Annotated in this window: 14 protein-coding genes and 1 tRNA gene; 14 read left to right on the top strand and 1 reads right to left on the bottom strand. The window is 63.4% G+C overall.

Going from position 1 to position 12,368, the window contains the following annotated elements; all coding sequences use genetic code 11:
- Window positions 1–61: 61 nt before the first annotated feature.
- The 12 genes from G8E03_RS01185 (at window position 62) to G8E03_RS01130 (ending at window position 10,179) form a co-directional block, all read left to right on the top strand.
- Window positions 62–1,225, top strand: a complete 1,164-nt coding sequence (locus tag G8E03_RS01185; protein ID WP_166187696.1) for an isovaleryl-CoA dehydrogenase — start codon at window positions 62–64, stop codon at window positions 1,223–1,225.
- Window positions 1,225–1,617 (top strand): DUF1622 domain-containing protein, encoded by a 393-nt coding sequence (locus tag G8E03_RS01180; protein WP_166187694.1) that lies wholly within the window; start codon window positions 1,225–1,227, stop codon window positions 1,615–1,617. The genes G8E03_RS01185 and G8E03_RS01180 overlap by 1 nt, the downstream gene beginning before the upstream one ends.
- Window positions 1,618–1,706: 89 nt before the next feature.
- Window positions 1,707–2,555: an EcsC family protein gene (locus G8E03_RS01175; protein WP_166187691.1), complete on the top strand. Its 849-nt coding sequence runs from the start codon at window positions 1,707–1,709 to the stop codon at window positions 2,553–2,555.
- Between the two features lie 16 nt (window positions 2,556–2,571).
- Window positions 2,572–4,179 carry a carboxyl transferase domain-containing protein gene (locus tag G8E03_RS01170; RefSeq protein ID WP_166187689.1) on the top strand — a complete coding sequence of 536 codons (1,608 nt, stop codon included), beginning with the start codon at window positions 2,572–2,574 and terminating at the stop codon, window positions 4,177–4,179.
- Window positions 4,180–4,181: 2 nt separating this feature from the next.
- Window positions 4,182–6,131, top strand: coding sequence for an acetyl/propionyl/methylcrotonyl-CoA carboxylase subunit alpha (locus tag G8E03_RS01165; RefSeq protein WP_166187687.1), 1,950 nt, complete (start codon window positions 4,182–4,184; stop codon window positions 6,129–6,131).
- A gap of 42 nt (window positions 6,132–6,173) precedes the next feature.
- Complete coding sequence (locus G8E03_RS01160) at window positions 6,174–7,031, top strand: hydroxymethylglutaryl-CoA lyase (protein ID WP_166187685.1); 858 nt, start codon at window positions 6,174–6,176, stop codon at window positions 7,029–7,031.
- A gap of 1 nt (window position 7,032) precedes the next feature.
- Window positions 7,033–7,794: a hypothetical protein gene (locus G8E03_RS01155; protein ID WP_166187683.1), complete on the top strand. Its 762-nt coding sequence runs from the start codon at window positions 7,033–7,035 to the stop codon at window positions 7,792–7,794.
- A gap of 232 nt (window positions 7,795–8,026) precedes the next feature.
- The gene (locus G8E03_RS01150; protein WP_166187680.1) at window positions 8,027–8,908 is read left to right on the top strand and encodes an NAD(P)/FAD-dependent oxidoreductase; all 882 of its coding nucleotides are present in this window, start codon (window positions 8,027–8,029) and stop codon (window positions 8,906–8,908) included.
- A complete protein-coding gene (locus tag G8E03_RS01145) occupies window positions 8,905–9,225 on the top strand; it encodes a GCN5-related N-acetyltransferase (RefSeq protein WP_166187678.1) in 321 nt (106 codons plus the stop codon). Before G8E03_RS01150 ends, G8E03_RS01145 begins: the two co-directional genes overlap by 4 nt.
- A gap of 37 nt (window positions 9,226–9,262) precedes the next feature.
- Window positions 9,263–9,339 (top strand) — tRNA-Met (locus tag G8E03_RS01140).
- A 113-nt stretch (window positions 9,340–9,452) separates the two neighbouring features.
- Entirely contained in the window at window positions 9,453–9,791 is a 339-nt protein-coding gene (locus tag G8E03_RS01135; RefSeq protein WP_166187675.1) for an ElaB/YgaM/YqjD family protein, read from the top strand.
- Between the two features lie 10 nt (window positions 9,792–9,801).
- On the top strand, window positions 9,802–10,179 hold the full coding sequence (locus G8E03_RS01130) for an FXYD domain-containing ion transport regulator (protein ID WP_205793172.1): 378 nt from the start codon (window positions 9,802–9,804) through the stop codon (window positions 10,177–10,179).
- On the opposite strand, the gene G8E03_RS01125 is transcribed toward G8E03_RS01130, so the two are convergent.
- The gene (locus G8E03_RS01125) at window positions 10,150–11,259 is read right to left on the bottom strand and encodes an AI-2E family transporter (RefSeq protein WP_166187670.1); all 1,110 of its coding nucleotides are present in this window, start codon (window positions 11,257–11,259) and stop codon (window positions 10,150–10,152) included. The genes G8E03_RS01130 and G8E03_RS01125 overlap by 30 nt on opposite strands.
- Before the next feature lie 145 nt (window positions 11,260–11,404).
- On the opposite strand from G8E03_RS01125, the gene G8E03_RS01120 reads away from it, so the two are divergent.
- Complete coding sequence (locus G8E03_RS01120; protein WP_166187668.1) at window positions 11,405–11,755, top strand: hypothetical protein; 351 nt, start codon at window positions 11,405–11,407, stop codon at window positions 11,753–11,755.
- A 43-nt stretch (window positions 11,756–11,798) separates the two neighbouring features.
- Complete coding sequence (locus G8E03_RS01115) at window positions 11,799–12,323, top strand: copper chaperone PCu(A)C (RefSeq protein WP_166187666.1); 525 nt, start codon at window positions 11,799–11,801, stop codon at window positions 12,321–12,323.
- Window positions 12,324–12,368: the final 45 nt, after the last annotated feature.

Here is a 12,368-nt window from a genome sequence, read left to right as displayed (position 1 = left end):
GATAACTGAACATATGTTCATATCCCCCGAAAGCGGCCATGATCGCATCTGGAGGAAAGCAATGTTCAACGCATCCATGAATTTCGCATTGGGTGAGGAAATCGAAGCGCTGCGCGATATGGTGCACCGCTGGGCACAGGACCGTGTGGCCCCTATGGCCGCCGAGATTGATCGCAAAAACGAGTTTCCCACCGAGTTGTGGCGCGAAATGGGCGATCTGGGCCTGCTGGGCATCACAGTGTCTGAGGAGGACGGCGGCGCGGGAATGGGCTATCTGGCTCACGCCGTCGCGGTGGAGGAGATCGCGCGGGCATCGGCCTCCGTCAGCCTCAGCTACGGGGCGCATTCCAACCTGTGCGTCAACCAGATCTCACTGAACGGCAATGCCGCGCAGAAGGCAAAATACCTGCCGAAACTTATCAGCGGTGAGCATGTCGGATCGCTGGCCATGTCCGAGGCTGGCGCCGGATCCGACGTCGTTTCCATGAGCCTTCGTGCCGAGAAGCGCAACGACCGCTTCGTTCTGAATGGCAACAAGTACTGGATCACCAATTCGCCGCAGGCATCGACCTTGGTCGTCTATGCCAAGACGGACCCGGATGCGGGACCGCGCGGCCTGACGGCTTTCCTGATCGAAAGGGAAATGAGCGGCTTCAGCGTCGGTCCGCATTTCGACAAGCTGGGAATGCGCGGATCGGACACGGCGGAATTGATATTCGAGGACGTCGAAGTGCCGTTCGAGAATATTCTGGGTGAGGAAGGCAAGGGCGTGAACGTCCTGATGTCTGGGCTGGATTACGAGCGTGTGGTGCTGTCAGGCATCGGTGTCGGATTGATGCACGGCATCCTCGACCACGTCATGCCCTATATGCATGAGCGTAAGCAGTTCGGGCAAAAGATCGGTGATTTCCAGCTGATGCAGGGAAAGATCGCGGACATGTACACTGCGATGAACACCGCGCGGGCCTATCTCTACGCAGTCGCGGCAGCGTGTGACCGTGGTCAGGTGACCCGGCAGGATGCGGCGGCCTGTGTGCTGTACTGTTCCGAACAGGGGATGATGCAGGCCATTCAGGGTGTGCAGGCCATGGGCGGGGCAGGGTTCCTGAACGATTCGCCGCTGGCCCGGATCATGCGTGATGCCAAGCTGATGGAAATCGGTGCCGGCACCAGCGAGATTCGCCGGATGCTGTGCGGTCGCGAATTGATGAAAGCCACTGCCTGATGGAGAGCCTTCCCGAACAATCGCCGGGCATTTTGCACGGTCCGTTGTCCGGGTTGGCGCACGGGCTGGAATGGATCGCGGTCGGGATAGATCTGCTGGCCATCGCGCTGATGCTGATCGGGGCCGTGCGCTTCGTCCTCGGCGTTGTGAAGGCGGAGTTCAGCAAGCAGTCGGCACGGCGGGTGGACGGCATCAACCATGAACGGCAGGAGCTGGGCCGCTACATCCTCGCCGGGTTGGAGCTGCTGATCGTGTCGGACATCATCCATACGGCGTTGAGCCTGAAGCTCTACGATCTGCTGTTCCTGGGCCTGTTGGTGATCATCCGATCCGCGATCAGTTTCTTTCTCGACCGGGAAATACGGGAGATCAGAGAAGAGCAAGCACGCTGATGACCGTTGCCTTGCGGGGTATGCCTTGTGGGGTGCACTCCACGATGACATCGTGAAGGGGCTCTCGCTTTCGGATCGGAGGTTCGTAGATGGTGAATGATATTTCCACCCCGCGTGAGGAGGAGGTCGCCGCACCGCGACGGACCCCCCTGTCGGTGGAGGCTTACCGTGCAATCATGGCGCAGCAATCGCTGTATCGTGCGCAAAAGCCGGCGATTCTGCCCCGGTTCGCGCGGGCAATCTCTCGCCCTGCGGGCTGGATCGCGTCACGTCTGCTTCCGATCGAGGCGATTGAACTGGCGCTGACCGGCGCGGATTTCGCAGCGAACGCCACATTGCGCCGTGCGCTGCTCGATCACGATTTCAATGATCTGAACGCATGTGACGACGCCGCGCACGAGGCCCGCCGCTGGGCAATCGGATACGGAATGACATCAGGCGGCGCGGCCGGGGCCGTGGGGGCGGTGGGATTGATGGTGGACGTGCCGACATCCATCGCGCTGGCGATGCGCACCGCACGGTCCGTTGGGCTGTGCTACGGATTCGGCGAAAGCGGCGAGGCAGAGCGCAGTTTCGTCCTGAGCATCCTGTCGCTGGCCGGTGCGAACGACCGCGCGGACAAGGAAAAGGCCCTGCGCTTCGTCGATGCAGTCAACCGCCCCGAGGCGATTCAGGATCACGATTATCAGGCCATCGCCCGCATGGGCGGCCCGGGCACCGCCAGTGTCACCGCGATCCGCAAACTGTCCGAACAGCTTGGCGTGAACCTGGCGCAGCGCAAGGCCGGACAGATCGTTCCGATCTTTGGCACCGTGATCGGGGCATCGGTGAATGCAGCCTTTCTGAGCGATGTGGCACTGGCCGCAAAATATGCTTACCGCGAACGCTGGCTGGCGACGCGCGGTTATGCCGAAACGATTGAGGAGACGCAGGAATGAAAGAACGAGTGAGCACATGAGCAGGTTAAACACGGACGCATTGCCCGGTTCCGACGCATATGAGGCAAACCGCGCCGCCCATGCAGCGGCAGCAGCCGATATCGCCGAAGCAGCCCGGATCGCCGCCGCTGGTGGCGGGCAAAAGGCGCTGGAGCGTCACATCTCCCGCGGGAAGATGCCCCCGCGTGAGCGTGTGGCGAACCTGCTGGACCCCGGCACGCCGTTTCTGGAGGTCGGCGCCACCGCCGCGCACGGAATGTATGACGGCGTGGCCCCCTGCGCAGGCGTGATCGCGGGGATCGGACAGGTCGCCGGGCGACAATGCATGGTTTTGTGCAACGATGCCACGGTCAAGGGCGGCACATACTACCCCATGACCGTCAAGAAGCACCTGCGCGCGCAGGAAATCGCGGAACAGAACCGTCTGCCCTGCGTCTACCTCGTCGATTCGGGCGGGGCGAACCTGCCCAATCAGGATGAGGTGTTCCCGGATCGCGACGATTTCGGACGCATCTTCTTCAATCAGGCGAACATGTCCGCTGCCGGGATTCCCCAGATCGCGGTGGTGATGGGATCGTGCACCGCCGGCGGGGCCTATGTGCCCGCGATGTCGGATGTCACGATCATCGTCAAGGAACAGGGGACGATCTTCCTCGCCGGTCCGCCATTGGTAAAGGCCGCGACCGGTGAGGTCGTCACGGCCGAGGATCTGGGCGGCGGCGATGTGCACACCCGCCTGTCGGGCGTCGCGGATTATCTGGCGGAAGACGACGCGCACGCACTGGCGCTGGCTCGACAGGCGGTCGGCAACCTCAACCTGACGCCGCCCGCCACGGTGGAATGGCAGCAGCCCGAGCCGCCGGCATTCGCGCCTGAAACGATAACGGGCGTCGTGCCCGCCGCGCTGACCACGCCCTACGACATCCGCGAGGTGATTGCCCGGATCGTGGACGGGTCACGCTTCGATGAGTTCAAGGAGCGGTTCGGCAAGACGCTCGTCACTGGCTTCGCCCATATCGAGGGCTGCCCGGTGGGCATCATCGCCAACAATGGCGTGTTGTTTTCGGAGGCCGCCCAGAAGGGCGCGCATTTCGTGGAGCTGTGCAGCCAGCGCAAGATTCCGCTGATCTTCCTGCAGAACATCACCGGCTTCATGGTGGGCCGCAAATACGAGAATGAGGGGATCGCCCGGCATGGTGCCAAGCTGGTGACGGCTGTGGCGACCACTCGCGTGCCCAAGATCACGGTGCTCGTCGGCGGCAGCTTTGGCGCGGGCAATTACGGCATGGCCGGGCGGGCCTATTCGCCGCGCTTTTTGTGGACCTGGCCCAACAGCCGCATCTCCGTCATGGGGGGTGAACAGGCGTCCGGCGTCATGGCCACCGTTCGCCGCGAGGGGATCGAGCGCAAGGGCGGCACCTGGACGGAGGAGGAGGAGCAAGCCTTCCGTCAGCCGATCCGTGATCAGTTCGAGGAACAGTCCCATCCGCTCTACGCCTCCGCCCGATTGTGGGATGACGGCGTGATTCCACCTGAAAAAACCCGCGACGTGCTGGCGCTTTCCCTGCGTGCCTGCCTGAATGCCCCGATAGAGGAGACACGTTTCGGCGTGTTCCGGATGTGACCATGTTCAGCAAAATTCTGATTGCCAACCGGGGCGAAATCGCCTGCCGGGTCATCGAAACGGCCCGTAAAATGGGTGTAGCCACCGTCGCGGTCTATTCGGACGCGGACGCGCGGGCCAAACATGTGCAGATGGCGGATGAGGCGGTGCATATCGGCGCCTCACCCGTCGGGGAAAGCTACCTCAAGGGTGACCGGATCATTCAGGCCGCGCGCGACACCGGAGCACAGGCGATCCATCCCGGCTATGGCTTCCTGTCCGAGAATCCCGATTTCGTGGATGCGGTGCAGGCGGCGGGCCTGACCTTTATCGGGCCGAGCGCCGATGCGATCCGCGCGATGGGCCTCAAGGATGCGGCCAAGAAGCTGATGGAGGAAGCGGGTGTTCCCGTTGTGCCCGGTTATCACGGGGCAGAGCAGGACGCCGATTTCCTGGCCGCAGAGGCGGACAAGATCGGCTATCCCGTCCTTATCAAGGCGCGCGCCGGCGGCGGCGGCAAGGGGATGCGAAAGATCGACACCCCCGCCGGTTTCAAGGCCGGTCTGGAAGGTGCGCAGCGGGAGGGGCAGGCGTCCTTTGGCGATGCGGCGGTCCTGATCGAGAAGTGGATCACCACCCCCCGGCATATCGAGATGCAGGTCTTTGGCGATGGAACCCGCGCCGTGCATCTGTTCGAGCGTGACTGCTCGCTGCAACGTCGCCATCAAAAGGTGATCGAGGAGGCCCCGGCCCCCGGCATGACGGATGAAATGCGCAGCGCCATGGGTGCCGCCGCAGTTAAAGCGGCGGAGGCCATCGGCTATTCCGGCGCAGGCACCATCGAGTTCATCGTCGATGGCTCTGACGGTCTGCGCCCCGACGGATTCTGGTTCATGGAGATGAACACCCGCCTTCAGGTCGAACATCCCGTGACGGAGGAGATCACGGGCATCGATCTGGTGGAATGGCAGCTTCGGGTCGCCTCGGGGGAGCCGCTGCCCGCCGGGCAGGATGACATTTCGATCACCGGTCATGCCTTCGAGGCACGCCTATATGCGGAGGACGCCTCCAAGGGCTTCCTGCCCGCGACGGGACGCCTTGGTGCATTGCAGTTCCCGGACGGTGTGCGCGCGGATAGCGGTGTGCGTGCCGGGGATGAGATCACGCCGTTCTACGATCCGATGATCGCAAAGCTGATCACCCACGGTCCCACGCGGGAGGTCGCGCTGGGCCAGCTGCGCCGTGCCCTCGAACAGACGGTGGTTGCCGGTTCTGTCACGAACCTGCCGTTTCTGGCGGCGCTGACCCGGCACGAGGGCTTCGCCGCGGGTGAGGTCGATACCGGGTTGATCGAGCGGGATCAGGCGGCGCTGACCGCCATCCCGGACGCCCCGGCGGACGTGGTGGCGATTGCCGCGATCGCGGCGCTGGGTGTGGCGAATGGTCAGACCGGGTTCACGTTGTGGACCCCGCTGACACACAGCGTCACGCTGGACGACCGGCTCGTGCGGGTCACGGTGCTGGGAGGAGGCGATTTCGATGTCGAGATCGATGTTCAAAATGAAGGGCAGGGCGGGCAGAACGTGCCCATCCGTGGCCTCGTCACCACCGGCAGCGATATACGTTACGAGGGCGGGAGCTACCGCGTGGCGTGCGAAAATGATATCGTAACCGTGTTCGACCGGGCGGTGCCGCATGTCTTCACCCGGATCGACCCGCTCAGCCGTGCGGCGGAGGCCGGGGCCGGCGGTGATGTTCTGATCGCCCCGATGCCGGGCCTCATCAAGGTGGTGAACACCGAGGCCGGAGCAACGGTCACTCAGGGCGACGCGCTGATCGTGATGGAGGCGATGAAGATGGAGCACACACTGACTGCCCCCCGCGACGGCATCGTCGCACAACTGGCCGCGAAGCCGGGTGGCCAGGTCGCGGATGGCGATGTCCTGCTCAGCCTTGAACCGATGGAGGAGTGAACATGCAGTCACCTTCTCTCACCCACCCACTTCGGAGGCATCATGGCTGATCACGTTACATTGTTCGAGGTCGGCCCCCGCGATGGCCTGCAAAACGAATCGCGGATGATCCCGACAGCGGACAAGATCGCGCTGACGGACATGCTGTCCGCCTCAGGTCTGACCCGGATCGAGGCGGCCAGTTTCGTCAGCCCCAAATGGGTGCCGCAAATGGCGGACGCGGCGGATGTGATGGCCGGAATCAAGCGCCGGGAGGGGGTGCGCTACGCTGCGCTGACCCCGAACCTGCGCGGGTTGGAGGGGGCCCTGGCTGCCGAGGCGGACGAGGTTGCGATCTTCGTCTCGGCGTCCGAGGGATTCTCCAAGGCGAACATCAACGCCACCATGGCGCAGAGCCTGGACCGCCTGAAACCTGTGGCGCAGGCCGCGTTGGAGGCAGGTGTCCTGCTCAGGGGCTATGTGTCGTGCGTGACGGATTGTCCGTTCGACGGCCCCGTGCCGCCGGAAAACGTGGCGCGGATGGCCGAAGCCCTGATGGAGATGGGCTGCTACGAGGTCTCGCTGGGGGACACGATCGGCCACGCGAACGCGGACAGCACGAACCGGATGCTGGACGCTGTCCTGCCAGTCGTTCCCGCCGCGCAGCTCGCTGGCCATTTCCACGATACGAAGGGCACTGCGCTGGAGAATATAGATGTATCGCTGGAGCGGGGACTGCGCACGTTCGACGCCGCCGTGGGCGGTCTGGGCGGATGCCCCTATGCGCCCGGTGCATCGGGCAACGTCGCGACGGAGGCCGTCGTTGACCATCTGGCGCAGCGTGGCTTTGTAACAGGCATCGACCCCGCCGCGCTGGCAAAGGCGGGGGCCTTCGCGCGCAGTCTGGTAAGTGGAGGCTGAGATGATCCGGGCCTTGACCACCGCCATTCTGGTTTTCTGCGGTCAGATGGCGGCGGCGCAGTCCTTCGATACGGCGTTGGCGGACTGGTTGGACGGGCAGGACCTGCCCGCCTTGCAAATCATCGCCGACGCCGCGGCCCAAGGCGATCACGAGGCCCGCCTGTTTCTGGGCACGGTCGAGCATATTGCGGAACTGCATGGCCCCGCCATCGCCGCGCTGGACCGGGCCGAGCGCATCGCCCTGTTCCGCGCGCCCGGTGGTCTGTCGGGAACCTCGTGGCTGGACGGCCTCACCGGCGATCTGGCCGAACTTCTACGCGATCTGGACCGGGTTCCGACCGCGCCGCAGACCGTGGCGATGCTTCACGAGATGGGTGAGGGGCGCCTCTCGCGCGAGGCGATACGGGCGCAGGCGAAGCGGGAGCATTACGATCTCGTGGCGGCCTCGCTGGCACTGGTGCCTTCGCTGAGCGATGCGGTGGCCGGGCATATGCCGGGGGCGTCCAATGATCCGGTTTTGGACGATCTGGCCACCGATCCCCGTGCGGTGCTTCCCCGCGCGGTTTGTGGCGCGGAGTGCAGCGCGGCCTGCCTGTCGCAGATTGCCGTCGCGATCGGCGGCCATCAGGGTTTGATGCAGCTCGGCTCCCCCACCACGGCGCTGATCCCCGAACAGGTCTGGAGCGAAAGTGTGCGCGCACGGATGAGTGTCGCCGGGCTGGCCCGCGCACGCGCGACGCCGCTGCCGTCCTGCGCTGATTGAGCCGATCAATGTTCGGGCATCGGCTATGATCCTGACAGCCCACGTGGCCTTCGGGGGATGAGCGCGCAGTCCTGCCTTATCCGGCTGCGGTTCCCGGTTTGGGGCATTTTTTGTTTTCAGGAACCAGCACAGATCGCATCAGCGGAAAATAACGGATGGGCCGGCCCCCACCCCTGTTCCCGCGCCATAAACATCCCATCTTTGGCATAGAGTTTAGGCGGGGAACGTAATCATGGATGTGGCTGTCATCGGGGCCGGGCTGGCCGGTCTGAGTTGTGCGCGTGCCCTTGTTGCGGCGGGGCTTCATGTAGAGGTGTTCGACAAGGGCCGTGGGCCGGGTGGGCGCGTGGCGACACGGCGCAGTGATTTCGGTGCGTTCGATCACGGGGCAGCCGCTCTTCACGGATTGCCTGCGGATCTGATCGCCACCTATCAGGAATGTCTGTCATCGGTTCCCGGTGGGGTGGTCGCGCACCCGCGCATGTCGTCGCTCCCTCGCGCAATGGAGGCGGGCGTGACCGTGCATCATGGCACACGGTTGACGGCGTTGCATCGCCGCGCGGACAAGTGGAGCCTGGCGATGGAAAATGCGCGCGGAACGGTTTCGGCCGACAAGGTCGCGCTGTGCATTCCCGCACCACAAGCGCTGGAACTTCTGCCCGGTGGTGTGTTCGCGGAAATCTCCAAGGTTCAGATGTCACCGATCTGGACATTGATGCTCGCCTATGACGGTCCGCTCGACATGCGCAGCGATCTGCTGGAAACGGAGATCTTCACGGCGATCCATCAATCGTCCCGCCCGGGGCGGGATCCGGTTCCCGAACGCTGGGTGGTCCATGGCGCACAGGGCTGGTCGCGCGCAAATGTCGATGCGGATCCCGCTTCGGTCGAGGCGGAGTTGCTGGCCGCGTTCGGGCAGGTTGCCATGGGCGCTGAGATCACGCATCGCGCCTTGCACCGATGGTTGTACGGGCGTGTGCGAACGCCAGCGGGCAAAGCCTGTTTCTGGACTGACGAACGGGCCATCGGGGCCGCGGGGGATTGGTGTCTTGGCCCCAATGGCGGCCACGCCGTTGAAAGCGGTCAGGCGCTGGCAAGGGAGATTTTGAAATGAGTTTGCTGGACGACCCGCGCGAGGATCATTTGCGTCAAAGCTGGCGCGACCTTGTCGAACGGCGGATGCCACGCTTTGCCGTGAAACGGGCGTGGCCGGTGGCGGATGCAAATGACCTTGCACGGATTCTGCTGGATGTGGCGGCGCAACGCCCCTGGGCGAACGAAACGCGCCGCCCGGCGGGCATCGACGCCCCCAACGCGGTGCTGGAAGATGCGATCGCTCTGGGCGAAGCCGTTCTGGAAGGGTCGGCGGATTTCGTGGCGCTCAACCGGGTGTCCCTGCAAATGCGCGGAAAGCTGAGGCAATCCGCTTGACGCCCTGCACGGGGGCGGATAAGTCAACCTCCGTTGTGGCTGGGTAGCTCAGCTGGTTAGAGCGCGCGACTCATAATCGCGAGGTCGGGAGTTCAAGTCTCCCCCCCGCCACCACAACCTCCTTCGATTTTTCAAATTTGCGCCATCGGGGCCCGCCGGCGGGAACTTTTGCGTTCTTTCGCGCGTTTAGTTTGCGTCGGCATAACGACCTGAATGGAGAAGATTGCATGGCACAGACTCCCGCAAAAACGACCAACGATATGGCTTCCGCCCCCAGCACCAGCGACTTGTCGCTGCAGGTAGAGGCGCTGAAGGCCGACATCGCAGGTTTGACCGAAACGATTTCCGCTCTGGGCAAGCAAAAGGCCAATGAGACGAAGGAAGAGATCGAACTGCGCGCCCAGTTGCTCAAGGAGCGTGGAAAGATGGCGGTCGATCAGGCCGGCAACGAATTCGACCGGTTGAGCAGCGAGGCGGAGCGTTCAATCCGCGAAAAGCCGATGACCGCGCTGGCAATCGCGGCGGGCGTGGGACTGGTGGTCGGCTTCCTCACATCCCGGAAGTAATCCCATGCTGATGGCGATGATTACACGGTTCGCCGCGAAGGTCGAAATCAAACGGCGGCGTCTGGTGGCGACCGCCGTGGCTGGCGTCTTTCTGCTGGGCGCGCTCGTCTTTGCCGTTTCTGCGGTCTGGCTGGCTTTGGCCGCCGAGTTGGGCGCGATCTTCGCGAATATGATCTGCGCTGCGGTGCTGGCGCTGGTGGGGATCATCATCCTGCTGGTGGGCAGGCCACGACGTCTCAAAGCCGTGCCGCCGGTTGCGACGACAGCGGCGGTGCCACCTGCGGCACCCGGCGCCCCTGTGGCCCCGGTCGCAAGCTCCACTCTGTTTGGGGAGATTATGGGAGCTTTCGCAGCGGGATCAGAGCTTGGCCGGTCTATGCGGCGCTAACCTGCGACCCCGGCCGACTGCACGGCCGGGGCGCAAGTGATACAGCACCACCTTTCCGCTAAGCAGGAATGGCACCGACAGAAATGCACCCGGCGCCCCCCATAACCACAGACAGAATGTCAGCGTGCAAAATACCAGAAACGGATTGAGCAGCAGGGTCCGCCCCACGACGGAGGGGGTGACGAACTGACCCTCCAGCAGGTTGAGCATTACGAAACCTGCGGTCAGGAAAACCGCCGTTTCGATATTGTCGAACACCACCAACCCTATCGAGAACAGGATCGCCGCCATCAGCGCGGGTCCGATATAGGGCACGAAGTTCAGGCCCGCCGCCAATCCGCCCCAGACATAGGGTGTCGGCATGCCGAAGCTCCACGCCAGCAATCCGACAGCGCAGCCGAACACAACGTTGATGGCCGCGATCGTCCCGAAATAATGCGAGAATCCTGCCTCGATATCGCGAAAGATCCGCGCGACCCGCCACCGCGCCCGCCGGGACAGGCAGAACGACAGCACGAAATCGCGGATCTGATGACGTGTCGCGATAAAGAAATAGACCGTTCCGAAGAAGATCACGAACTGCCCGACCAGCGCCGGGGCCAGTCTGAGGGCCGGCAGAATCGAACTGAGAGGGTCAATGGCTTGCCCCCCGGACTGCGCATCCGCACCCATCGCCTGCGAGATATCGACCGCCGCGCTTTCGATTTCCCGCCACCGGGCTTGCAGGGACCAACTTAGCCTTTCCAGCCGCTGCCAGATATCTGGTGAACGGTCGATCCAGTCATTGATCGGTAGCACGATGCCGCTGACAAAGGCGGCCAATCCAATCAACACTAGAACGGTCATCAATCCCGCAGACAGCGGGGCCGGCATGCCGCCGCGTTCCAGACGCGTGGCGACCGGGCCCAAGACCAGCGCCGCCGTAACCCCCAGACAGATCGGCGCCAGCACGAAATACGCGCTTTTCAGACCTGTGATCAGAACGATGATGAACAGCCCGATCACCGACAGCCGCGCGGCGAAGCTCAGCACCTGTGCGGCGCGGGAATCGCGGGCGGGCATCTCGGGAAAGGCGGACATGTGCCTCGTCTGTTCGTGCATCGGGGCCGCCATAGGTTGGATGAAGAAGGAGTGTACGCTTTAACGTATAGGCATGAGAGTCGTTCCGGGACAATATGTGCACTTGATGTCGCACACGGCTTGCGTCACTTGATGCGGCATGATGATGGGGCTGAAAAACCGATTGCTGAATTGCGCACTGGCGGCGACGGTGATCCTTGCCCTGTCGCTGCTATCGTTCGGGCATCGGGTGACTGTGGTCGAGGGACCGCTGGTTTTCGGCCCGGATGGCAGTGTGGCGGTGCTGTGTCTCGCCTCCTCCGAAGGGGGGACAGACCCGCATGTGACGCAGAAATGCGATGTCTGCCGGATCGCGCAGGCGATGCTGTGCCCCTCGGTCGGGTCTGTTTCGGTCGCCCTTGCGTGGGAACCGGTGGAGGTCGTCGTCACCGGCGCTTCTGTCGCAGGTTATTTCCTGCGGGATTACGATGCAGCGCCCCGCGCGCCCCCGGTTTGAGAACGTCTTAATCTTTTCAGACAATCTCAGAACGGAGCTTTCAATGTTCAAGACACTTGCCCTTGCCGTAACCCTCGGCATGACCGCCCTTCCTGTATTCGCCGAGCATATCACGGCAGGCGAACTGACGATCAGCGACCCATGGGTCCGGGCCACGACGTCCGTCGCGCGATCTTCCGGCGGTTTTCTGACTGTTCACAATCACGGCACGGTCGATGATCGCCTGCTGTCGGCCAGTGCCGATTTCGCAATGGTTCAGGTGCATGAAACCGTTCAGGTGGACGGTGTGAACCGGATGCAGGAGCAGACCGATGGCATCGTCATACCCGCAGGGGAAAGCATGACCCTCGCCCCGGGCGGTTATCACCTGATGCTGATGGGGCTGGAGCACGGCCTGGAAATGGGATCGGTGCAAGATATCACGCTGCACTTTGAGCACGCGGGCGATGTCACCGTGGTGTTCGAGGCCGAAATGCGCCGTCCGACCGATCAGGCGGACGGCGAAGATATGTCCGATCATGATATGAGCGGGCATGGCAGTGACGCCGACGGTCACGGGGATCACTGACGGCCAGAACCTAGTGCCCTCGACGCTCGGATGGGCTTGTCCAGT

This window comes from Pontivivens nitratireducens, assembly GCF_011290545.1.
In the GTDB taxonomy this organism is placed as follows: domain Bacteria; phylum Pseudomonadota; class Alphaproteobacteria; order Rhodobacterales; family Rhodobacteraceae; genus Pontivivens; species Pontivivens nitratireducens.
The sequence above is the reverse complement of the archived record's forward strand: the minus strand, read 5'-3'. Positions and strand labels throughout refer to the sequence as shown.